Consider the following 23,329-nt stretch of genomic DNA (forward strand, 5'->3'; position numbering starts at 1 on the left):
GGGAATCTTAATGCTTTGGCTTTTGTTTATGTATTAAGATTCCCGCCTGCGCGGGAATGACGACCACGAGAAACTTCATTTCGACTGGAGTGTAACGGAATGGAGAAATCTTTTGTGATAATCTAATAGGGATGTCACCCTGAGCGTAGTCGAAGGGTAATCACGCCTGAATCTTCGACTTTACGCGAGATGAGGATAGGTTAGAGCGGTCGTCATTCCCAACGTGATTGGGAATCGTAATACAATAGGCTTTAAGATTCCCGCCTGCGCGGGAATGACGATAATTAAAGAATAAAAATAACGAAATAATAAAAAACAGTGTTTAAACCCAATTCCATAGCATCATTTCGTTTCGTCATAATTGGCCTGCTTTTATGCGGATTAAGCTCCTGCACCAAACAAGCCTATTTATTCACTTCATTCCACGAACCCGCGAATGAAGGTTTAAGGCTTTTATACAGCTACGACGCTTACCATTGGACAGATTTAAACAAAACCTTTTTAAAACCCGAAGTGGGCACACAGAAAGTTTTACGCGATCCATCCATCGTGCAAGGGCCTGATGGAACATTTCACCTGGTGTGGACCTGTAGCTGGAAAGGCGATAAAGGTTTTGGTTATGCCAGTTCAAAAGATTTGATCCACTGGACGGAGCAGAAATTTATTCCGGTAATGGAGAAAGAACCTAAAACCGTTAATGTTTGGGCGCCTGAAATCTTTTACGATGATGAGAAAAAGGAATATGTGATCATTTGGGCCTCAACCATCCCATTTCGTTTTGCAAAGGGAATGGAAGAGGAAGAAAACAACCACCGCATGTACAGCATCACCACAAAGGATTTTGTGACATTTTCGGAGCCTAAACTCTTCTTAGATCCTGGTTTCAGTGTAATTGATGCAGTAATTGTGAAGCGGGCGGTTAAAGATTATGTACTGGTGCTGAAGGATAATACCCGTCCGAATAGAAATTTAAAAGTGGCTTTTGCCAAAGAGGTTTTAGGTCCGTATGAAAATGTTTCGGACACTTTTAGCCCTAAATTAACAGAAGGACCAACGGTAGTAAAAGTTAAAAACGATTGGCTGATCTACTTCGATGCTTACGGACAAAAGATTTATTCTGCTTATAAAACCGCTGATTTTAAAACTTTTAAAGATGTAACAGCAGAAGTTTCAGTACCGGAAGGACATAAACACGGAACGATTATAAAAGTGAAAAAGAAATTGATTGAGAATTTATTGAAATAGAAGATAATTAAAATACTGCTGTCATCCTGAGGTACGAAGGATCTGTATACGATGAAAAACTGGCTCTGAAAACCTCCCTATAAGCATTTGAGGTTAATTTCAGGAAGTGCTAATCGGCTGGAGATTCTTCCTTCGTCAGAATGACAGAGACCAAAATATAAAAATGAAAATATTTAAAATACTTTGTTTAACCCTGCCATTTGCACTTGCGCTATCATCCTCGCAGGCGCAGGATACCGTGCGTTATACAGGGAAAACTCTGGTTAATGCCGATTATCACCACGGGCAGCTTTCACCGGTGATTGGTGTACACAACATTCAGACATTCAGGGCAAACCGCGAACATCCTGAACTGGCCGAAAACTTCGGCTGGACTTACAACCATGCGCCAATGTTAGCCTATTGGAACAATAAATTTTACATCGAATATTTAAGCGATAAAGTAGGCGAGAGTATCCCGCCAGGACAAACTTTAGTGCAATCTTCAACAGATGGTTACACCTGGACCAAACCTGAAGTGGTTTTCCCTATTTACCGCATTCCTGATGGAACGACAAAAGAGGGTAGAACCGATATAGCAAAAGATTTAGATGCCGTGATGCACCAACGCATGGGTTTTTATGTTTCCACCAAAAATGTATTCCTCGTTTTGGGTTTTTATGCCATTAGTTTCGATGCAAAAGACGATCCTAATGACGGGCATGGAATCGGCAGGGCGGTAAGGGAGATTCAGGCCGATGGAAAATATGGCCCAGTTTATTTTATTCATTACAATCCCGGTTATTCTGAGAAAAACACAAAATATCCACTGTATACTAAAAGCAAAAGTAAATCTTTCATTGAAGCCTGTAATGAATTGTTATCAAATAAGTTAATGACGCAACAATGGAATGAAGAAGCGGATAGAAAAGATCCTTTAATTACTTTACAGAAACAATATAAAGCTTTCAGCTATTACCATTTACCTGATGGCAGAGTGGTGGGTTTATGGAAAAATGCCCTAACCGCAATCAGCACCGATAATGGCAAAAGCTGGCCTGAAAACGCTTCGCGTGCACCCGGTTTTGTAAACAGCAATGCTAAAATCTGGGGGCAAAAAACTTCGGATGGAAATTATGCCACCGTGTATAATCCTTCAGAATATAGGTGGCCATTAGCCATTTCCACCAGTAAAAATGGCTTAGATTATACCAATTTGTTATTGGTAAATGGCGAAATCACGCTGATGCGTTATGGTGGCAATTACAAGTCTTATGGTCCGCAATATGTTCGTGGCATTGAGGAGGGTAATGGAAAACCAAAAGATGGCAAATTGTGGGTAACCTATAGTATGAACAAAGAGGATATCTGGGTTTCTTCGGTTCCTATACCGGTTAGCGATAAAGCTACGCAGCATGTTAACGATGATTTCGGCAAATTACCTGCTGATAAAGTACTCGAAATGTGGAATATATACAGTCCACTTTGGGCACCTGTTAAAGTTGAGAATGGCGCTTTGGTATTGAGAGATAAAGATCCATTCGATAATGCTAAGGCAGAAAGATTGTTTCCTGCCTCCCGCAAAATCATGACTTCCTTCTCGGTTACACCAAAACAGAACGACTTTGGATTATTGGAAATTGAATTACAGGATGCAAAAGGAACCGCCACCATTCGTTTAACTTTTGATAGCGCCGGAACGCTAAGTGCAAAAGCCGGAGCACGTTATAAAAACTTCATGAAGTATGAAGCCGGCAAAAGCTATGATATCAAACTGAAGTTAGATGCTTTTACGCGGTTCTACACCATAATCATCAACGGAAAAGATGTATTGACCAGCTTGGCTTTCCAGCCTGTGGCTGATGTTTCTCGGATTGTTTTCCGCACGGGTGATGTTCGTCGTTTCCCTGATGTTGATACTCCAGCCGATCAGACCTATGATTTAAAAAATGCTGGCGAATCAGAGAAAAAAGAAGCAGTTTATTCGATTAAATATTTAAAAACGGAGGGATTTTGAGACAGTTTTCAGTTTTCAGTTTGCAATTTGCAGTTTTTAAGATATCCGTCATTGCGAGTTTTCGATCCTTCATCGAAACGAAGCAATCTTTCCAGCACGTCATTCCGACCGCAGTAGAGGAATCTTTGAACCAAGTTAAACAGATTTCTCGACTGCGCTGCACTTCGCTCGAAATGACGGCACTAATTATCCTTCTTTCTTTCTTTTCCCTCTCCGCCAACGCTAAAATCCTGTTGCCACAAATTTTATCGAGCAATATGGTTTTGCAACGTGATAAACCCATTAATATCTGGGGTTACGCTGTTCCAAATGAGAAAGTACAGGTCACTTTTGCAGGTCAGAAAAAAGAAGCAGTTACCGATAAAAACGGAAACTGGTCAGTTATTTTAGCACCTTTAAAAACATCAGCTAACCCACAATCGATGATGATTTCAGGTACAAATAAAATTGAATTAACCAATATTTTGGTTGGCGAAGTTTGGGTATGCTCCGGGCAATCGAATATGGAATATCAAATGCGAAAGCTGGCGAAAATTCCTAAGCCTAAGAATGAAAAACTGGGTTTCCCTTATGACGAGGTAGAAAAAGCTAAAAATTCACAAATCAGGATTTTTCTTGTAAATCGCAAGCAATTGAACAAACCTGATTCCACTCATAAAAGCTGGGCATTGGCAGAAGATTCAGCATTGCGTGCTTTCTCGGCTGTAGGCTATTTCTTCGCTAAAGAAATTCAGGAGAAATTAGGTGTACCTGTTGGTGTGATTTCTTCTGCCGTTTCTGGTAGCGCCATCGAACCCTGGGTTGCACCAGAAGCTTTTGCACAGGAAGCCTATTTTACAAACCAAAAAGTTAGCAACGACCCCGGAAAGTTTTATACACCAATGATTGAGCCGCTTGCGAAATTTAAAATCCGTGGTTTTTTATGGTACCAGGGCGAAACAAACTGTTTTTTGAATGAAAACATCAGTTATTCCTACAAATTAAAAACATTGGTAAACCTCTGGCGCAAAGCCTGGGGCGAGCAGCTGCCTTTTTATTATGTGCAAATTGCACCATACGATTACAGTAAGCAAAAAAGCGACAAAGTGATCTTAACAGTTGATACTGAACCCAACTTTTGGGAGGCTCAACAGCAGATTTTGCGCTTGCCAAATACCGGCATGATTTCTACTTCGGATTTGAATGATAACGGTGGAGATTTGCATCCAACCTATAAATGGGAAGTAGGCAGAAGATTAGCATTATTGGCTTTAGGTAAAACCTACAACCAAACAATAGATTTTTCTGGCCCCGTTTACAAAAGTGTTTCTTTTGTTGGGGGCAAGGCAACCCTGGATTTTGATTATTTGAAAACTGATCATTTATCTTCCATCACTGGATTTACAATTGCCGGAAAAGAGGGTAAATTCGTTAATGCTGAGGCTATTGTTAAATACGGAAAAGTTGTTGTTTCGGCAAAAGAGATTGAAAACCCTGTGGCTGTGCGCTACAATTGGAGCGAAAATCCAACCGGAAATTTTTACAGTAATGGTTTACCCGCGTTGCCATTCAGAACCGATAATCCATTAACCAAACAATTTAAAACCAATTAATGAGATTCAGATTTATACTTTTCTGGTGTTTAACAACGATGTTCTGTAGCGCAAAGGCACAGCAAACGGAAAAACTATACCTATCCGGAACAGGGAACGACAATACCGTTAACTGGGATTTTTTCTGTACCGCTGGTGCAAATTCGGGCAAGTGGACAAGCATTCCAGTACCTTCAAACTGGGAATTACAGGGCTTTGGCAAATACAATTATGGTTTCAACAAAGAAGAAAATAAGGGTAAGGAGCAAGGGCTTTATAAATATAGTTTTAAAGTGCCTGCTGCCTGGAAAAATAAGGAGATCAATATTGTTTTTGAAGGCTCAATGACCGATACTGAGGTAAAGATTAATGGAAAATTGGCTGGAGAAATCCACCAGGGATCTTTTTATGTTTTCAGGTATGATATTACGAAATTGATAAAACTTGGAGGCGATAATTTATTGGAGGTTACCGTTTCAAAACATTCTGCCAACCCATCGGTTAATGAGGCCGAACGTAAAGCTGATTTCTGGATTTTTGGCGGTATTTTCAGACCTGTTTATCTTGAAACTTTGCCTTTAACGCATATCGATAGAATTCAGATCGATGCCAAAGCCAATGGAAATTTCGATGCGAAACTAGCTTACACAGGCGATGCGGATAAAGTTGAAGTAGAAATTTTTAAGAAAGATGGAAAACGTTTTGGTGATCGCTTTAGCACTGCAATTAATAAAGGAACGCAAAATATAACGTTTAGCCATCAGTTCACCAATCCGGCTTTATGGTCTACAGAGTTTCCAAATCTTTATACCGCTACATTTACTTTAATTAAAAACGGGAAGGAAATTCATCAACTTTCTAAAAATATAGGTTTCAGAACCGTTGAAGTAAAAGAACGCGATGGTGTTTATATCAACGGCGTGAAAATGAAATTTAAAGGCGTAAACCGTCACTCTTTTTACCCATCATCAGGTCGTACTACGAGCAAAAAAATCAGCATTGCCGATGTGTTATTGATGAAAGAAATGAACATGAATGCCGTTCGGATGTCGCATTATCCTCCTGATGGTCATTTTTTGGATGTTTGTGATTCGCTGGGATTGTTTGTAATGGACGAGCTGGCTGGCTGGCATGGCACCTACGATACACCAACGGGTACCAAATTGATGAAAGAAATGATGTTGAATGACGAAAACCATCCTTCGATCATCTTTTGGGCAAATGGAAATGAAGGAGGACACAACCGCGAACTGGATCATCTTTTCGCTGAAGAAGATATTCAAAAACGACCGTTAATTCATCCCTGGGAGGTTTTTGGCGGTTTCGAAACCACACATTACCGCGAATTTAACTACGGAATTGGTAATTACGATCATGGACATAATATTTTAATGCCTACAGAATTTCTGCATGGCATGTGGGATGGAGGTCATGGTGCAGGCATTGAAGATTACTGGAATGCCATGTGGAAAAATCCGCTTTCTGCAGGTGGCTTTCTTTGGGATTTCGCCGATCAGGGGGTGGTGCGTACTGATAAAAATGGCGAACTGGATACTGATGGTAACCATGGCCCTGACGGGATTGTTGGTCCATACCACGAAAAAGAAGGCAGTTTTTACACTATTAAAGAAGTTTGGAGTCCTGTTTTTGTAGAGAAAAGAGAAATGACAGCTGGTTTTGATGGTTCTTTCCTGCTCGAAAACCGTTATGCTTTTACCAACCTTAATCAATGTACTTTCAGCTGGAAATTAAAAAAACTAAAAGCAGGTGAGGATGCTGAATTTAAAACAGGAAAAGCGGATGCACCAGATATCAAACCTTTTGAAAAAGGAAAATTAAAAATCAATCTTCCTGCTGATTGGAGAAATTTTGATGCACTTTACCTTACCGCAAACGGACCAGATGGCAAAGAATTATTTACCTGGAGTTTCCCAATTGCTTTGCCAAAGGATGATGCAGAGAAATTGGTAGTAAAAACCGGAACTTCAAAAGTAATTTTAAAAGAGGAAGCCAAAACCTATCAGGTCTCAGCAAACGGAGTCGATTTAACCTTTGATAAAACCACTGGTTTGCTTCAACAGGCCAAAAACGCAAAAGGTATCATTCCGTTTTCAAACGGTCCGGTTTTACAGGAAGGAGAAAATAATTTTAAAAATTTCACTACAAAAATGGAAGATGGAAATCTGGTAATTTCATCTAAATTCGATAAAAAAGAAAGCTGGAATACTTTACAATGGACCATTTACCCATCAGGTTGGTTAAAAATGGAAGTAAAATATTTTCCTTCTGCTTATTTTACCACTTTCGTTGGCCTCAATTTTTCTTATCCGGAGACTGAAATCAAAGCCGTAGAATATAAAGGAAACGGTCCGTACCGTGTTTGGAAAAACAGGATGAAAGGTACCCAATTCGGGATCTGGAAAAAGGATTACAACAACTCGGCCACTGGCGAAGCGCCGTGGCAATATCCCGAGTTTAAGGGTTATTACTCGGATATGTATTGGTGCGAATTTATCGGCAAACAGCAATCATTTAAAGTAGTAACCGATCGCGAGGATGTTTTTTTGAGGTTATTTACACCAAAAAAATCAAAAGATACTGAATATGATAACCTAAGTCCGACATTCCCGAATGGAGATATTTCCTTTATGAATGGCATTTCGGCCATCGGCACCAAAACACAAAAACCAGAAACCACCGGACCAATGGGCATGAAACATGTATTCTATGATTTTGATAAAGACCCAACGAGGGCATTGAATATGACGCTGTATTTTGATTTTTCAGGGAAATAGGTTGCAAGGTTGGAAAGTTTAAATGTTGAAACGTTTTGGTTGCATAGTAAACCTAGAACATTAAAACCTTTCAACATTAAAACACTAAAATAAATAAAGAAGTATCAGTGTAATCCAAAAATCTGTGTAATCAACCGCGAAGCGAAAAAAGTGAGAAATCAAAAGTTTAGAAAGTTTAAATATTAAAACATTTACGGCGCCTGGCAAACCCTGAACATTACAACCTTTCAACCTTAAAACATTACAATTAAAACGAATGAACATTAAACTCTACATATCGATCATCTGCATTTGTTTACTGCCATTTTCAAAAGCGGTAGCACAAACCTCCTTGCAGCATACCACCTGCGAGATGCTCGAAAATCCTTTGGGAATTGATGTTCAAAAACCGAGGTTTGCCTGGCATATCATTTCCAACGAACGTAATGTAATACAAACCGCTTATCAGATCCTGGTTGCTTCATCTGCGGAAAAGTTAAAGGAAAATGAAGGCGATATATGGGATTCTGGCAAAGTAAATTCATCAGAATCGATTCATATTAATTATAATGGAAAACCACTCAATAGCAGGCAAAAAGCGCATTGGAAAGTAAAAATCTGGACTAATGCTGGGCAAAGCGAATGGTCTGCAAATAATTATTTTTCGATGGGTTTGCTTTATTATAAAGATTGGCCAAAAGGATGGATCGGTTTCGACAGAGCCTTCTCATGGGATAATATTAAAACAGATTCGCGTTTATCAGCAAGGTATTTCAGAAAGGAATTTCAGAGTACCAAACAGATCAAATCTGCCACGGCTTCGATTATAGGTTTAGGTTTATATGAACTTTTCATCAATGGTAAAAAAGTAGGGGAAGATGTTTTATCTCCATCGCCAACCGATTATACCAAAAATGTAAAATATAATACCTACGATGTAACCAGTTATATTCAGAACGGTAAAAATGCTGTTGGGGCTATTTTGGGCAATGGTCGGTTTTTCGCGATGCGCCAAAATGAAAAACCATATAAAATCAAAACATTTGGCTTCCCGAAAATGCTGCTTAACATCAATATCATATATACAGATGGAACTACAGCCAACGTTAATACGGATGATAGCTGGAAAGGCACAGCTGATGGACCAATCAGGGCCAACAACGAATACGACGGGGAAGAATATGACGCTACAAAAGAAGCTCAAGGTTGGAATAAAGTCGGTTTTGATGACAGTAAATGGACAAAAGCCGAATTTGTGCAAGAACCAACAGGAACCATTGAAGCACAGATGAATGAAAATATGCGGGTAATGAATACACTAAAACCGGTTTCAATTTCAAAATTAGCTGGTGGAAGGTATCTCCTCGATATGGGACAGAATATGGTGGGCTGGCTACAAATTAAAGTAAAAGGTTTGAAAGGAAAACAGATTAAATTGCGTTTTGCAGAATCCCTGCAGGAGAATGGTGAGCTCTTTACCGCAAATCTCCGCAATGCCAAATGCACCGATTTATATACCTTAAAAGGCGGAGAAACGGAAACCTGGGAACCTACTTTTGCTTATCGCGGGTTCAGGTATGTGGAGCTTTCTGGATATACATATCAACCCTCTATAAATGATTTCGCAGGAAAAATGATTTACGATAACATCAAAACGGTGGGAACCTTCGAAACTTCAGATGCATTAACGAACCAGATTTTTAAAAATGCCTGGTGGGGAATTGCAGGCAGTTACAAAGGTATTCCGGTTGATTGTCCGCAACGTAATGAACGCATGCCCTGGCTTGGCGATAGGGGTGCGGTAGCTTACGGAGAAAATTTCGTTTTTGATAATGGCAGGTTTTATGCAAAATGGCTGCAGGATATCCGGAATTCGCAAAAGGAAGATGGTGCCATTCCTAATGTTGCACCTGCGTTCTGGAGATATTACAGTGATAACATGACCTGGCCCGGGGCCATGCTTTTGGTTACAGAAATGCTGTACAAACAAACGGGCGATGTTGCTGCTGTCCGCGATAATTATCCGGCAATGAAAAAGTGGTTGGCTTACATGCAAGACCGCTATATGAAAGATTACATCCTCACCAAAGACAGTTACGGCGATTGGTGTATGCCACCAGTTACGATTGAGTCTGGAAGAGGAAAGAGTGCCGATAAAAAATATCCCTCTGAGTTAATTTCTACTGCCTATTATTATCATTTTACCCAATTGATGATTCAGTTTGGGAAGGCTATCGGCAACGAAGAAGATGTAAAAAACTATGAGCTTTTGGGGAATCAGATCAAAGATGCTTTCAACCAAAAATATTATAATAACAAAGGTTATTATGCCTCAAATGCATTAACTGATAATATTATTCCGCTTTATTTCGGGATGGTTCCTCAAAGTAAAGTAGAGACCGTTTTTAAAAACATCACAAATACAGTAGAAGTAACTAACACAGGACATTTAAGCAATGGATTGGTGGGTATTCAGTGGCTAATGCGCTGTTTGAACGATTACGGCAGACCAGATTTGGCTTACACGGTGGCTACACAAAAAACTTATCCAAGCTGGGGTTACATGGTCGAAAATGGCGCTACTACGATATGGGAATTATGGAACGGCAATACCGCCGATCCGAAAATGAATTCCCAAAACCACGTGATGATGTTGGGTGATTTATTGATCTGGTATTACGAAAACCTGGCTGGAATCAAATCTGAAAGTGCTGCTTTCAAAAAGATAACAATGAAACCGGAAATAATTAACGGCTTAAATTCGGTAAATGCAAGCTATAATTCGGTTTATGGCTTGATCAAAAGTAGTTATACCAAAAAAGCAGATCAATTTAAATGGAATGTAACCATACCCGCAAATACAATGGCAATGGTGTATATTCCTGCAAATAATAGAAATGAAGTTTCAGAGATGATAAAATCGGTTAAAGATTTAAAATTTATAAAAATGGAGCAAAATAGAGCGGTTTATGAAATTGGCTCGGGTGACTATGCTTTTGTGGTGGAGAAGAAATAAAATAATGGTTCGTGGCGACACGAACCATGGCGAAAGAAGATTACAGGTACAAGCCTCGGTTTGTGTCTTCACAAACCGAAACAGAAATTAAAATACAATTATGAGAAAGTTTTTAAAACCATTACTGACAATAACTTTACTGATTACTTCAGTAAGCGCCTTCAGTCAAACCAAAGATGTAGTGGTACCCGAAGAAATTTTAACCAGAGCAAAAGAATGGGTGGCTGCATTGAATCTAACCGATGTTACTAAAAAATCTGCGGTAGAAAACGCCGTCATGGTTCATTTAACCACCGTTAGAGATTGGCACAACGATCATCCCTCATCAACTGTTCCTGATGGAATTAATCCGGTTACAGGTAACAAATTAAGCGATCTGGATAAGCAAATTATTGCCGATTCTGCCATGCCTTCAACTGTGCATCAAACTTTAATGGACGACTTAAGAAAAAACCTCACACTAGAACAGCTGGAAACCATTCTGGATAAATACACCATCGGAAAGGTTGCTTTTACGATGAAAGGTTATAAGGCAATCGTTCCTGATTTAACCGCCGATGAAGAAGCAAAAATTTTATCTTTCTTAAAACAGGCTCGCGAGCAAGCTATAGATTATAAAAGTATGAAAGAGATTTCTGCCATTTTCGAAATTTACAAAACCAAATCAGAACAATTACTTAATAACAACGGACGCAGCTGGAGAGCACTTTACAGTGCGTATACCAAAAAAATAAAAGAAGCTAAGTCAAAACAGTAATCGATATCTCGTCATTGCGAGGAGGTACGACGAAGCAATCTTTCTAATCAGGATAGATTGCTTCAGCTGAAGAAAAATCAGCTTCGCAATGACGGCAACTAAAAATAACATGTTCAAAAAGATTTTAACCATATCAATTGTATTATTCGCTTTGAGCGCGCAAGCCCAGGTAGAAAAGTCGCAAACCGGCATTGTAAAACAAGAATTCCTTTACGATAAAGCGCCATTTCCATCGTGCCATTCTGCAACAATCGCCGAAACACCAACAGGTTTAGTCGCCTCATTTTTTGGGGGAACAAAAGAACGTAATCCTGATGTTGAAATTTACATCAGCCGCTTTATTGATGGCAAATGGTTAGCGCCGGTTTCGGTGGCTAATGGTATTCAATCCGAGGGCAAAAGATTATCAACATGGAATCCCGTTTTATATCAGGTGCCCAGTGGAGATTTATTATTATTCTATAAAATCGGACCTAAACCTTCTGAATGGTGGGGGATGATGAAAACTTCAAAAGATGGTGGTAAAACCTGGTCGGATGCAACCAAATTACCTGATGGCTACATCGGTCCGGTTAAAAACAAGCCAGTTTTATTAAGCAATGGAAATCTTTTCGCGCCATCAAGTAAAGAAGGCGACGGCTGGAAAATCCATTTCGAAGTAACCAAAGACAATGGCAAAACCTGGAGAACCATTGGTCCTTTGCCCGAAAATGGAATCAAAGCCATTCAACCCAGTATTTTACAGCATGGAAATGGCAAACTGCAGATTTTAGCCAGAACCGCCAATAGGGCAATTGTCGAATCGTGGTCTACAGATAACGGAGAAACCTGGTCGCCATTAACCAAAACTTCCCTGCCAAATAATAATTCGGGAACGGATGCGGTAACCATGAAAGATGGTCGCCATGTTTTGGTGTACAACCATGTATTGCCTCCCGGCGATTTAGCCAAAGGACCGAGAACCCCGTTAAATGTTTCCATTTCCAAAGATGGAAAGGAATGGTACGCTGCATTGATTTTAGAAGATTCGCCGATCAGTCAGTATTCTTATCCGGCAGTAATCCAAACCAGCGACGGCATGTTACACTTCATTTACACCTGGAGAAGAGAAAAAATTAAACATGTAGTGGTAGATCCATCGAAATTAAAACTAAAGAAAATTGAAAATGGTGTTTGGCCAAAACTGAAAGGTTATACTGCACCGGTAATTACCGAAACTAAAAACGAGGAGCCATGAAAATTATAAAAAAATCGTCATTTCGAGCGGAGTGCAACGTAGTCGAGAAATCTTTTATCGAGAGTTATTTTTGCGTTCGTCATGCTGAATTTATTTCAGCATCTTTCATGCTAGGCCGCCTTGCTATTAAGACCCTGAAACAAGTTCAGGGTGACGACCGTTCATGTATGGTTTCTGATTCAGTGAATATTGCCACGATTAGGAACGTGATCATAAAATCGACAAAAAAAGTTAAATTTTTAATTGTGGCTCTCTTTTTATTTGCTTTTGGAAAGCTCTCCGCCCAAACCCAAAACACCGATAACCTCTATAAAAAACCATTGCTTAATGTCCTTAAAGAAATCCAAACGCGATTTAAAGTACAGATCAAGTATTCGGAACCTCAGGTAAAAGATAAATGGGTAAACTATGCCGAATGGCGTTTCCGTACCGATGTAGATCAAACACTAACCAATGTACTGATGCCATTGGATATGAAAGTAAACAAGGAAAAACCTGGCGTTTACAAACTTAAAGAATATGAATATTACCGTTGGGAAGTACAGGATGGCTGGGCTTATCTCGATACGCTGGCTACAAAATACCACGACAAGGCCAGTTGGGAAAAACGCAAAGCCGAAATCAAACCTGAACTTTATCAGGCCTTAATGTTATCCCCTTTGCCTGCAAAACAGAATTCAAAACCGATCATCACTAAAAAAAGAGTTTTTGATGGCTATTCAGTAGAAAATATTGCCTTAGAGATATTGCCTGGTGTTTGGATCAATGGATCACTTTACAAACCATTAAATGCAAAAGGAAAAATCCCGGTGGTGTTAAGTCCGGATGGGCATTGGGAAAAACAGCGTTACAGACCAGATTGCCAGATCCGTTGCGCCACCATCGCCAGGATGGGAGCAATGGCTTTCAGCTATGATTTATTTGCCTGGGGCGAATCAATGCTCCAGTTTAAATATGAAGACCACCGCCGTAGTTTAGCACAAACCGTGCAGGCTTTAGGTGGAATCAGGATTTTGGATTATTTCTCTTCTTTAAAAGAAACGGATACCAGCAGAATCGGCATCAGTGGTGGTTCAGGTGCAGGGAGTCATTCTATTTTAATGACCGCCATGGACGACAGAATTAAACTAAGCGCTCCGGTAGTGGCCATGTCATCTTACTTTTATGGTGGTTGTCCTTGCGAAAGCGGCATGCCCATCCACCAATGCGGTGGTGGAACAGATAACGTAGAACTTGCCGCAATGGCAGCTCCACGACCTCAATTATTGGTTTCGGATGGTGGCGATTGGACAGCACATACACCCCAGCATGATTTTCCATATCTACAAAAAATGTATGGCTATTATGGTGTGAAAGATAAAGTTGAAAATGTACATCTTCCGGATGAAAAACATGATTTCGGCATTAATAAACGCATTGCGCTATACGATTTCCTCATCAAGAATTTCAAACTAAATGGCGCTGCTGTTAAAGATAAAACCGGCAAATACGATGAAAGCAAAGTGACCATCGAAAAGGAAAACGCGATGTATGTTTTTGGTGATAAGGGCGAAAAATTACCTAAAAATGCGGTGATGGGCTTTGATAACCTGGAAAAATTATTCCCGTTAAACGTTACAAAATAATTGGATATGCGATTTCAGAACAGGAGAACTTTTATTGGTAATGCGGCTTTGCTCACAGGCGCTTTGATGATCCCTGATCAGTTGCTTTTTGCTGCAGAAAAGAAAAACAGGTATAAAGTAGCCGTGATTGACCTGATGATTCTCAAACGTCAGAAAATTAGTGCTCTACCACTTGCTAAAGAAATTGGTGCAGATGGTTTAGAAATTGACATGGGTGGTTTAGGTGACAGGGAAACCTTCGATAATAAACTGGCAGATCAGACAATCAGACAAGAGTATTTGGATAAAGCCAAAGAAATGAATCTGGAGTTTTGCTCATTGGCCATGACCGGATTTTATGCACAATCGTTCGCAAAGCGTCCTACCTATCAAAAAATGATTCAGGACTGTTTGGACACGGCCAAAGCAATGAACATTAAAGTAGTTTTTTTGCCCTTGGGCATTCAAGGCGATCTGGTTAAAAATCCTGAACTGAGAGAACCGATTGTGGAGCGGTTAAAAGTTGCTGGTAAAATGGCAGCAGAAGCTGGTGTTACAATCGGTATAGAGACTTCTTTGGATGCCAAAGGTGAACTGCAATTACTCAAAGACATCGGTTCTAGAAACGTGAAAAGTTATTTCAACTTTTCAAATGCCATTAAAAACGGCAGAGATTTACATGAAGAGTTACGGATTTTAGGAAAGAAAAACATCGTTCAGATTCATGCAAGCAATGAAGATGGTTTTTGGCTACAAAACGACTCAAAAATCGATTTAAATAAAGTAAAAGAAACGCTTGATGATATGGGCTGGAGCGGTTGGTTAGTAGTAGAAAGAAGCAGAGATGCAAAACAGCCCACCAACGTTAAATATAACTTCAGCGCAAATACCAGCTACCTGAAATCGGTTTTTCAAAATGGTCCGACATTGTGAGGTACCAAGCAATCTCATTAGTGGAGTTATGGAAATCGAGATCACCAAAAAGATGCAAAGCACAGATACAATAAAATACTGGTTGCCTTGGTTCGTGTCTCCACGAACCAAAGGATTTAAACCATTTTTAATTCCCACTCCTTGGTCTGTGTCCTCACAGACCAATCGAGCGAAATGTTATATGATGCTGCATTTGTTCTTGTCTCCACTAACCAAGAGATATATCTCATTCAATTACTTAAAGCTTAAAAGGTGTTCAGTAATAGCAATTTTATTAATATTGAACTTGTCGTACCTCAAAGCTGGTGCAGTAGATATTTATGTTTCATTAAATGGCAATGATACTAATGTTGGAACCAAAGATAAACCTTTGGCTACACTCCATTCGGCCATTAGAAAAGCACGCGAATTACGGCGCTTAAATGATTTTTCGATTAAAAATGGCATCACAATAATCATAACAAAAGGGTTTTATCAATTATACGAGCCTATCGTGCTCCGTCCCGAAGATTCAGGGACAAAAGAAAGTCCGACAGAAATTATAGCCACTGAAAAAGTAGTATTAAGTGGAGGTGTGAAAATAAAAGGTTGGAAAAAACTTAATGGAACCCTCGCAGGCTTGCCAAAAGAAGCCATCGGGAAAGTTTGGGTGACCGATCTTCCAAACTTTGATGGGAGCGATCTGCAATTCCGCCAACTTTGGGTAAATGGTCAAAAAGCCATTCGCGCTAAAAACTATAATGGCAATGCCATGGGCAGGATTTTATCTTGGGATAGCAAAAATCAAACCTGTAAAATACCCATCGAAAAGAACATCAATTTAACCAATATTAAAGGCATGGAAATGCTCATCCATCAATGGTGGGCTATTGCAAATCTTCGTGTAAAATCGGTTAAAGTGATGGGTAATGCGGCTGAGCTATCATTTATGCAGCCCGAAAGCAGGATCCAGTCCGAACATCCCTGGCCTGCACCATGGATTTCTAAAAAAACGGGTAACTCTGCTTTTTACCTTAGCAATGCCATTCAATTTTTAAATGAACCAGGAGAATGGTTCGAAGACCTGCAAAACCACAAACTTTATTATTGGCCTAAAGCAACAGAAAACATGCTCAATGCCGAAGTTATTGCCCCAGCTTTAGAAAATTTAATCAAAATTGAAGGAAATATCGACAATCCGGTCGCCTTTGTAAATTTTAAAGGCATTTCTTTTGAATACAGTACCTGGTTAAGGCCTTCCAAACAAGGTCATGTACCACATCAGGCTGGCATGTACATGCTAGATGCCTATAAATTGGATAAAGCCGGAACCCCAGATAAACCAAGTTTAGAAAATCAGGCTTGGGTTGGCCGCCCCGCATCAGCGGTTGAAGTGACTTATGCCAATCATACATCTTTTGAAGCTTGCCGCTTCGAACACCTGGCTTCAACCGGATTGGATTATAAAAAAGGAACAGCAGATAATATAATCAAGGGAAACTTATTTAAAGATATTGGTGGTTCGGCCATTTTAGTCGGAACTTTTTCTGATGAGGCTACCGAAGTACATTTACCTTACAACCCATCCGATAAACGTGAAATATCGACCAATGATAGAATCGAAAATAACCTGATCACCGATGTTACCAACGAAGATTGGGGCGCGGTTGGCATTGGCGCTGGTTACGTTCAGGGAATTAAAATTTTGCACAACGAAATCAGCGATGTTTCTTATTCTGGCATCAGCATGGGCTGGGGCTGGACAAAAACGCAGAATGCGATGAAGAATAATACCATCAGTGCCAATAAGATCCACCATTATGGCAAACACCTATATGATGTGGCTGGGATTTATACCTTATCGGCCCAACCCGGATCGTTTATCACCGAAAATGTAATCGACAGCATTTACAAGGCACCTTATGCGCATCTTCCAGAACACTGGTTTTATTTATACACCGATGAAGGTTCATCATATTTTACCATCAAAAACAATTGGACACCAGCTGAAAAGTACCTTCAAAATGCCAACGGACCAGATAATTTATGGGAAGATAACGGTCCAAAGGTATCCGAAAAAATCAAACAGCATGCTGGTTTAGAAAAAACCTTTCAATACCTGTTAAAAGAAAAAGCAGCATATTCTAATAGCGCAATAAATCAGGCCGTAGATCAATCTGTCGTTTTTGAGTTGATTTTTAAATCTTCCAACCTTCCTACAGATCATGCTTTAAAAACTTTCGCGAAGGAAAATAATCTTCTGACAAGCGCGATTTACAAATGGAATAACCGACTGGTCATTTATACCTCCAGTTTAAAGGCTGAAAGTTTACAACAGACTTTAAAACGCTTAAATGCTACTGAAATCAAACTTTACGACGATTTATTTTACGATTTCAACCGGGAGAAGAATTGTGGGGACAAACCTGTGGCAGAATGGGACAACATCATTTTATCGGCAAATTTAGTGAAAGACGAAAAGATGCAAATTGAATACCTGAACTACCATAAAACTCAGTTTGAGAAATGGCCTGAAATATCAAAAGGCTTTTGTAATGCAGAATTTCAACGACTGGCCATTTTTAAAAAAGACAGACAGTTAATCTTAATCATCAGTATCCCAAAAGGAAAAAAATTAGATGATTTAAATCCAAAAACCACCATAAACAATCCAAAAGTGGATGAATGGAATACAATAATGAAAAAATACCAGGAAGGAATTGAAGGCACAAAACCTGATGAGGTTTGGGTGTTTTTTAAACCGGTTGAGTAATATTTTTAGTATGTCATCCTGAGGCACGAAGGATCTCTTTACAATGGAAAACTGGCTCAAATTATAGCACAACAAAAAACTCGGATAAGACGGGGGCTTCGGTGCAGTTCGGTTAGAGATTCTTCCTGCGTCAGAATGACAACAGTTTATAAAAACAATAACGCTTATAAAAATAATATCATGTTAAGATTAGGGATTTTAGGATTAGGAGAGGGCAGAAGCACCATTTCTGCATCATTGGCAAGCAAAAAGTTTAAGCTGATCCAGATGTGTGATGCCAATAAAAAGCTTTGCGAAGAGCGGGCTTTAGAATTTGATTTTCAAAACTGGACAACGAACTACGAGGATATGTTAACCAGCGACAAAATCGATATGATTGCGATTTACACACCCGATCATTTGCATTTTGAGCACATAAAACTGGCGCTTCAACATGGGAAACATGTGGTTTGCACCAAACCATTTATTGACGACCTGGCACATGCAAATGAACTTTTGGAACTTGCTAAAAAATCAAGAAAGAAAATTTTCGTCGGACAGAGTTCCCGTTTTTTTGAGCCTGCCATGCGCCAGAAGAAAGACTTTGACGCAGGTTTAATTGGCGAACTGATTACCATAGAAAGTCATTACCATGCCGATCACCGTTGGTTTTTGGAAAAAGGCTGGTCGTTAAAACAATCTTTTAAATGGCTTTACGGAGGTTTAAGTCACCCGGCAGATTTTATCCGTTGGTATTTGCCTGATATTGAGGAAGTAATGGGCTATGGCATGTTAAGCAGCAACGGGTTAAAGGCTGGTTTAAAAAATCAGGATACCATGCACTTTATTTTTAAGGCAAAAGATGGTAGAATTGCAAGGGTTAGTGGTGCTTATACCGGACCAACACAACCCGCAAGCCGCGACAGTGGCATGAGTTGCATCCTGCGTGGTACAGAAGGCGCTAGTCAGGCCGATTATCATGAGCTGCGTTATTCCGTTACCACTAAAACAGGTGAGGAAAAGATTATTACCTGGGGCGACTCCACCTTAAAACATTACTTCCGTTTTGAAGGGCAAAGTCACCATGCCGGAGAATACCAAAATTATCTTGAATATTTTGCGGATAGCATCAATAATAATTTTACAGCCTATCCTGATTTAAAAGAAGGAATCGGTACGGTGGCATTATTACAGGCTATGGATCAATCTTTAGAAACCGGATTGCCGGTAAAGATAGATGATATTTTGAAAGCCAATCAGATTACAAGGGAATCGATAGGACTTTAAAAGAAATATCGTCATTACGAGACACGAAGCAATCTATTTTGCATGAAAGATTGCTTCCCCGAGAAATCGGGGCAAGCTGTCGTACCTCCTCGCAATGACGAAAAGATTAGCCATAAAATCTGTGTTTATCCGTGTTCATCTTTGGCTAAAACTATCGAAACCATACTAGCAAACTAACCAAATAAACCAATGGGAAACATTGTAGAACGTTTAACCAATTTAGATTACATCATCGTCATCGCATACCTCGTTATCCTGATGATTATAGGGTACCGGGCCAGTTTTTCGAAAAAGAAGAGCGAAGATGAAACCTTATTTCTCGCCAATAAATCCCTGAACTGGAGCAGCATTGGCTTTAATATGTGGGGTACCAATGTTGGTCCGTCTATGTTATTGGCTTTTGCCAGTATCGGCTACAGTACGGGTATTGTGGCTGTCAACTTTGATTGGTATGCTTTTATATTTCTATTCTTACTTGCGATTGTTTTCGCTCCAAAGTACCTCGCAGCAAAGGTGAGTACCATGCCCGAATTTATGGGCAACCGCTATGGTGATTCTACTCAAAATATATTAGCCTGGTATGCATTGGTGAAGATTTTAATTTCCTGGTTATCGCTGGGTTTATTTGCAGGAGGTTTTTTGGTGAGGCAGATTTTAGGTATTCCCATGTGGCAATCTGTTACTGTTTTAGTCGCTTTTGCAGGCCTATTTACCTTTTTCGGCGGATTAAAAGCTATTGCCAAAGTGAATGTTTTCCAGATGATTTTACTAATTGCCGTTTCACTTTCTTTAATGCTTTTAGGCTTAAACAAAGTTGGAGGTATTTCAGCTTTATATGCCAAAACACCACATCATTTCTGGAATTTGGTGCAACCGGCTAGCGATCCCAAATACCCATGGTATGCCATTTTATTAGGTTACCCCGTTGCTGCTGTGGCTTTTTTCTGTACCGATCAATCGATGGTGCAATCGGTATTAGGCGCAAAAAACCTAAAACAGGGTCAGTTGGGTGTGAGTTTTATCGGTTGGTTAAAAATCCTTTCCCTGCCATTATTTATTGGTACAGGTATCCTTTGTTATGTATTATTTCCTGGCTTAAAGGATCCTAACGAAGCTTACATGACGATGGTAACCAACCTGTTTCCTCCGGGAATGAATGGTTTGGTGATCGTGGTATTGATTGCTGTTTTGGTGGGTACCATTGGTTCATCCTTAAATTCATTAAGTACCGTTTTTACCATGGATATTTATGTCAAGAAAATCAATCCTCAGGCCAGTAATAAACAGATTATCAGCATCGGAAGATGGAGCGTTGTGGCTGGTTGTATATTTGCTGTTATTGTTGTGCTGGCGATCGATAACATTAAAGGATTGAATCTATTCGATGTTTTTCAATCCGTTTTGGGTTTTATTGCCCCGCCACTTTCAGTGGTATTCCTGCTTACCGTTTTCTGGAAAAAAACCACAAGAAAAGCAGTAAACTTCACGCTTTCTATTGGCTCAATCTTAAGTTTAGGCATAGGGGTAACTTATCTGTGGATTTTGCCCTCAAACAAATTTCCCTTTTGGCCGCACTATTTAATGCTGTCTTTTTTCATTTTCGCCGGCTTATTGATTATTGCCATCCTGATTTCCTTGTTAGATCGATCACCTAGCATTTATACGGTTAATGAAGAACATCAGGCTAATATTGAAAAACCAGCCAAAGCGGTTTGGATTTCGTGGATAGCACTTGCCATCGTTATGGTTGCACTTTATATCTTCTTTAACGGACATTAAAATTAGAAGGATCGTCATTCCCAACCCGATAGCTATCGGGTCGATTGGGAATCGTAAAGCATTTGTCCATTAAGATTCCCGCCTGCGCTGGAATAACGCACAAATTAAAAAATGAAAGTAATAAATGAACCACAGATGAAAAGGATACAGACAGATATAAAAATCCGTGTTTATCTGTGTCAATCTGTGGCTAAAAAATAAAAGATATGAAAACTTTAAAAAAAATAATCCTGCTCACCATTTTCAGTGGCTCCTTTGTTCAGCTCTTCGCCCAAAAAGCCTCCTGGATCTGGTACCCTGGCGATTTCGATATTTACATGAGCAATGTAATGCAGAACCGCAGAACAGAAAGAGGCTCCTTTTTTCCTGTATTCTGGAAAATGGACAGTCACTATGTTTTGGTCGATTTTCATAAAGAATTTAACCTTACGCAACCCGAAGAAGTTAAACTTTTTGTAGAAGGCACCTATAATGTAAAAATTGATGGTCAGGCCATTTCCGGTTTTCCGAAAAGCATCCAAATTCCTGCCGGAAAGCATAAATTGAGCTTAAAAGTTTACAATCAGGCGCATGTTCCGGCAATCTACGTTCAGGGCAAAACTGTAGTATCAGACGAAACCTGGCTGACCACTTTTGAAGATAAAGAATGGATTGATGCCAGCGGGAAAACTTCAGATAAATCAGGAACCACATTTGTTTCTGCTGGTTCGTGGAACTTAAACGATCCGAACCAATTGCCTTCTCAATTTAAATTGCCGGTTATAGCGCAATCTGCGGTTAAATTCGAAAAAATCAACAATGGCACAATTTCCGATTTCGGCAAAGAAACCTTTGGTTTCATAAAAGTACATGGCTTGAAAGGAAAAGGGAGCCTGAATATTTATTATGGAGAATCTAAAGAAGAGGCCTTATCGACCGAAAAATGTGAAACTTTAGATTACCTGGATATCGACCTCGCTCAGAAAAAGGATTCCATTATGCCACTTTCCAAAGCCTTCAGATATGTGAATTTTCAACCTGGAAATGGTGTTTCTGCTGATTCCGTTTCCATGTTGTATGAATATGCTCCGGTAACCGAACGCGGAAGTTTTAAATCATCAGATGCAGAGCTTAATAAAATCTACGATGTAGCCAAATACACCTTCCACTTAAACACAAGGGAGTTTTTTATCGATGGCATAAAACGCGACAGATGGGTTTGGAGCGGAGATGCTTATCAAAGTTACCTGATGAATTATTATTCTTTTTTTGATGCACCAACGGTAAAAAGAACCTTATTGGCTCAGCGTGGTAAAGATCCGGTAACGGCGCACATCAATACCATTATGGATTATTCTTTCTATTGGTTTTTAGGAATTTACGACTACTACAAATTTACCGGCGATAAAAAGTTTGTGCAGGATATTTATCCCCGCATGCAATCGTTAATGACTTATATCGATGGTCGAAAAAACAAAAATGGTTTACTGGAATGGATGCCCGGTGATTGGATTTTTATTGATTGGGCCGATAAATTGAGCAAAGATGGCGAGGTAAGTTTTGAGCAGTTATTATATGCCAGAAGTTTAGAAACCATGGCTTTATGTGCCAAATTAGCCAATGATGCGGAGGGTGCTTTAAAGTATGACGAGCAAGCAAAAGAATTGAAAGCAAAAATCTTTGAACTTTATTGGAATCAGCAAAAAAAAGCATTGGTGCATAGCAGAATTGACGATAAGCAGACTGATAACGTAACCAGGTATGCCAATATGTTCGGTATTTTCTTTGATTATTTTAGCCCGGAACAAAAATTAGCCGTTAAAGAAAATGTACTCTTAAATGATAAAGTAGCCAAAATTACCACACCTTATATGCGTTTTTATGAATTGGAAGCCCTTTGTGCCATGGGCGAGCAACCTTATGTTTTAAAGGAAATGAAAAACTACTGGGGTGGCATGTTAAAATTGGGCGCCACTTCTTTTTGGGAAGAATATAATCCGGATAAAAAAGGAACTGAGCATTTGGAAATGTATGGTCGCCCGTTTGGAAAAAGCCTTTGCCATGCCTGGGGAGCCAGTCCGATTTATTTATTGGGAAAATATTATCTGGGCGTTCAACCTACCGCACCAGGTTACGAAACCTACACCATCGAACCAAATTTAGGCGGCCTGGAGTGGATGGAGGGCAAAGTGCCTACTGCTAATGGCGATATCGTTGTGTATTGCAGTAAAAAAGAAATCAGGGTTTCTTCTGCGACTGGAATTGGGAAATTAAGAATTAAAAGTAAATCAAAACCTGTGGTTAAAGGTGCCGAAGTAAAAGAGGTTTCAAAAGGAATTTTTGAAGTGATGATTGAAAAGGGCAGGGAATATGAGGTGAAATACTCGCTTTAGTCGTCATGGCGAGAAGGCTTTTTCAGC

At 39.7% G+C, this 23,329-nt stretch carries 13 protein-coding genes; all 13 read left to right on the forward strand.

Features of this window, described 5'->3' with window-relative positions:
* Positions 1–318 precede the first annotated feature (318 nt).
* Complete coding sequence (locus U859_RS0112115; protein WP_240183041.1) at positions 319–1,245, forward strand: glycoside hydrolase family 43 protein; 927 nt, start codon at positions 319–321, stop codon at positions 1,243–1,245.
* Between the two features lie 163 nt (positions 1,246–1,408).
* Positions 1,409–3,241: a hypothetical protein gene (locus U859_RS0112120; protein WP_025143635.1), complete on the forward strand. Its 1,833-nt coding sequence runs from the start codon at positions 1,409–1,411 to the stop codon at positions 3,239–3,241.
* A 173-nt stretch (positions 3,242–3,414) separates the two neighbouring features.
* Positions 3,415–4,833 carry a sialate O-acetylesterase gene (locus U859_RS0112125; RefSeq protein WP_029985696.1) on the forward strand — a complete coding sequence of 473 codons (1,419 nt, stop codon included), beginning with the start codon at positions 3,415–3,417 and terminating at the stop codon, positions 4,831–4,833.
* Complete coding sequence (locus U859_RS0112130) at positions 4,833–7,607, forward strand: glycoside hydrolase family 2 protein (RefSeq protein WP_025143637.1); 2,775 nt, start codon at positions 4,833–4,835, stop codon at positions 7,605–7,607. The genes U859_RS0112125 and U859_RS0112130 overlap by 1 nt, the downstream gene beginning before the upstream one ends.
* A 256-nt stretch (positions 7,608–7,863) precedes the next feature.
* The gene (locus U859_RS0112135) at positions 7,864–10,602 is read left to right on the forward strand and encodes an alpha-L-rhamnosidase (protein WP_025143638.1); all 2,739 of its coding nucleotides are present in this window, start codon (positions 7,864–7,866) and stop codon (positions 10,600–10,602) included.
* A gap of 100 nt (positions 10,603–10,702) precedes the next feature.
* Positions 10,703–11,359, forward strand: a complete 657-nt coding sequence (locus U859_RS0112140; RefSeq protein WP_025143639.1) for a DUF3826 domain-containing protein — start codon at positions 10,703–10,705, stop codon at positions 11,357–11,359.
* Positions 11,360–11,447: 88 nt separating this feature from the next.
* Positions 11,448–12,596, forward strand: coding sequence for a sialidase family protein (locus U859_RS0112145; RefSeq protein ID WP_240183042.1), 1,149 nt, complete (start codon positions 11,448–11,450; stop codon positions 12,594–12,596).
* 245 nt (positions 12,597–12,841) lie between these two features.
* Positions 12,842–14,221 (forward strand): acetylxylan esterase, encoded by a 1,380-nt coding sequence (locus U859_RS0112150; RefSeq protein WP_240183043.1) that lies wholly within the window; start codon positions 12,842–12,844, stop codon positions 14,219–14,221.
* A gap of 6 nt (positions 14,222–14,227) precedes the next feature.
* The gene (locus U859_RS0112155; RefSeq protein WP_025143642.1) at positions 14,228–15,133 is read left to right on the forward strand and encodes a sugar phosphate isomerase/epimerase family protein; all 906 of its coding nucleotides are present in this window, start codon (positions 14,228–14,230) and stop codon (positions 15,131–15,133) included.
* Between the two features lie 286 nt (positions 15,134–15,419).
* Positions 15,420–17,885 carry an L-rhamnose mutarotase gene (locus tag U859_RS30395; RefSeq protein WP_025143643.1) on the forward strand — a complete coding sequence of 822 codons (2,466 nt, stop codon included), beginning with the start codon at positions 15,420–15,422 and terminating at the stop codon, positions 17,883–17,885.
* A 180-nt stretch (positions 17,886–18,065) separates the two neighbouring features.
* Positions 18,066–19,151 (forward strand): Gfo/Idh/MocA family protein, encoded by a 1,086-nt coding sequence (locus tag U859_RS0112165; RefSeq protein WP_025143644.1) that lies wholly within the window; start codon positions 18,066–18,068, stop codon positions 19,149–19,151.
* Positions 19,152–19,340: 189 nt separating this feature from the next.
* Positions 19,341–20,930: an SLC5 family protein gene (locus U859_RS0112170; protein ID WP_025143645.1), complete on the forward strand. Its 1,590-nt coding sequence runs from the start codon at positions 19,341–19,343 to the stop codon at positions 20,928–20,930.
* A 206-nt stretch (positions 20,931–21,136) separates the two neighbouring features.
* Complete coding sequence (locus tag U859_RS0112175; RefSeq protein WP_025143646.1) at positions 21,137–23,302, forward strand: amylo-alpha-1,6-glucosidase; 2,166 nt, start codon at positions 21,137–21,139, stop codon at positions 23,300–23,302.
* Positions 23,303–23,329 lie beyond the last annotated feature (27 nt).

Source organism: Pedobacter jeongneungensis, assembly GCF_000633455.1.
Taxonomy (GTDB): domain Bacteria; phylum Bacteroidota; class Bacteroidia; order Sphingobacteriales; family Sphingobacteriaceae; genus Pedobacter; species Pedobacter jeongneungensis_A.

What these genes read in the sequence shown, in the direction of transcription:
- U859_RS0112165 (WP_025143644.1), top strand. Translation starts at nt 18,066, where the DNA reads ATGTTAAGATTAGGGATTTTAGGATTAGGAGAGGGCAGAAGCACCATT.
- U859_RS0112130 (WP_025143637.1), top strand. Translation starts at nt 4,833, where the DNA reads ATGAGATTCAGATTTATACTTTTCTGGTGTTTAACAACGATGTTCTGT.
- U859_RS0112175 (WP_025143646.1), top strand. Translation starts at nt 21,137, where the DNA reads ATGAAAACTTTAAAAAAAATAATCCTGCTCACCATTTTCAGTGGCTCC.
- U859_RS0112140 (WP_025143639.1), top strand. Translation starts at nt 10,703, where the DNA reads ATGAGAAAGTTTTTAAAACCATTACTGACAATAACTTTACTGATTACT.
- U859_RS0112120 (WP_025143635.1), top strand. Translation starts at nt 1,409, where the DNA reads ATGAAAATATTTAAAATACTTTGTTTAACCCTGCCATTTGCACTTGCG.
- U859_RS0112145 (WP_240183042.1), top strand. Translation starts at nt 11,448, where the DNA reads ATGACGGCAACTAAAAATAACATGTTCAAAAAGATTTTAACCATATCA.
- U859_RS0112135 (WP_025143638.1), top strand. Translation starts at nt 7,864, where the DNA reads ATGAACATTAAACTCTACATATCGATCATCTGCATTTGTTTACTGCCA.
- U859_RS0112170 (WP_025143645.1), top strand. Translation starts at nt 19,341, where the DNA reads ATGGGAAACATTGTAGAACGTTTAACCAATTTAGATTACATCATCGTC.
- U859_RS0112125 (WP_029985696.1), top strand. Translation starts at nt 3,415, where the DNA reads ATGACGGCACTAATTATCCTTCTTTCTTTCTTTTCCCTCTCCGCCAAC.
- U859_RS0112155 (WP_025143642.1), top strand. Translation starts at nt 14,228, where the DNA reads ATGCGATTTCAGAACAGGAGAACTTTTATTGGTAATGCGGCTTTGCTC.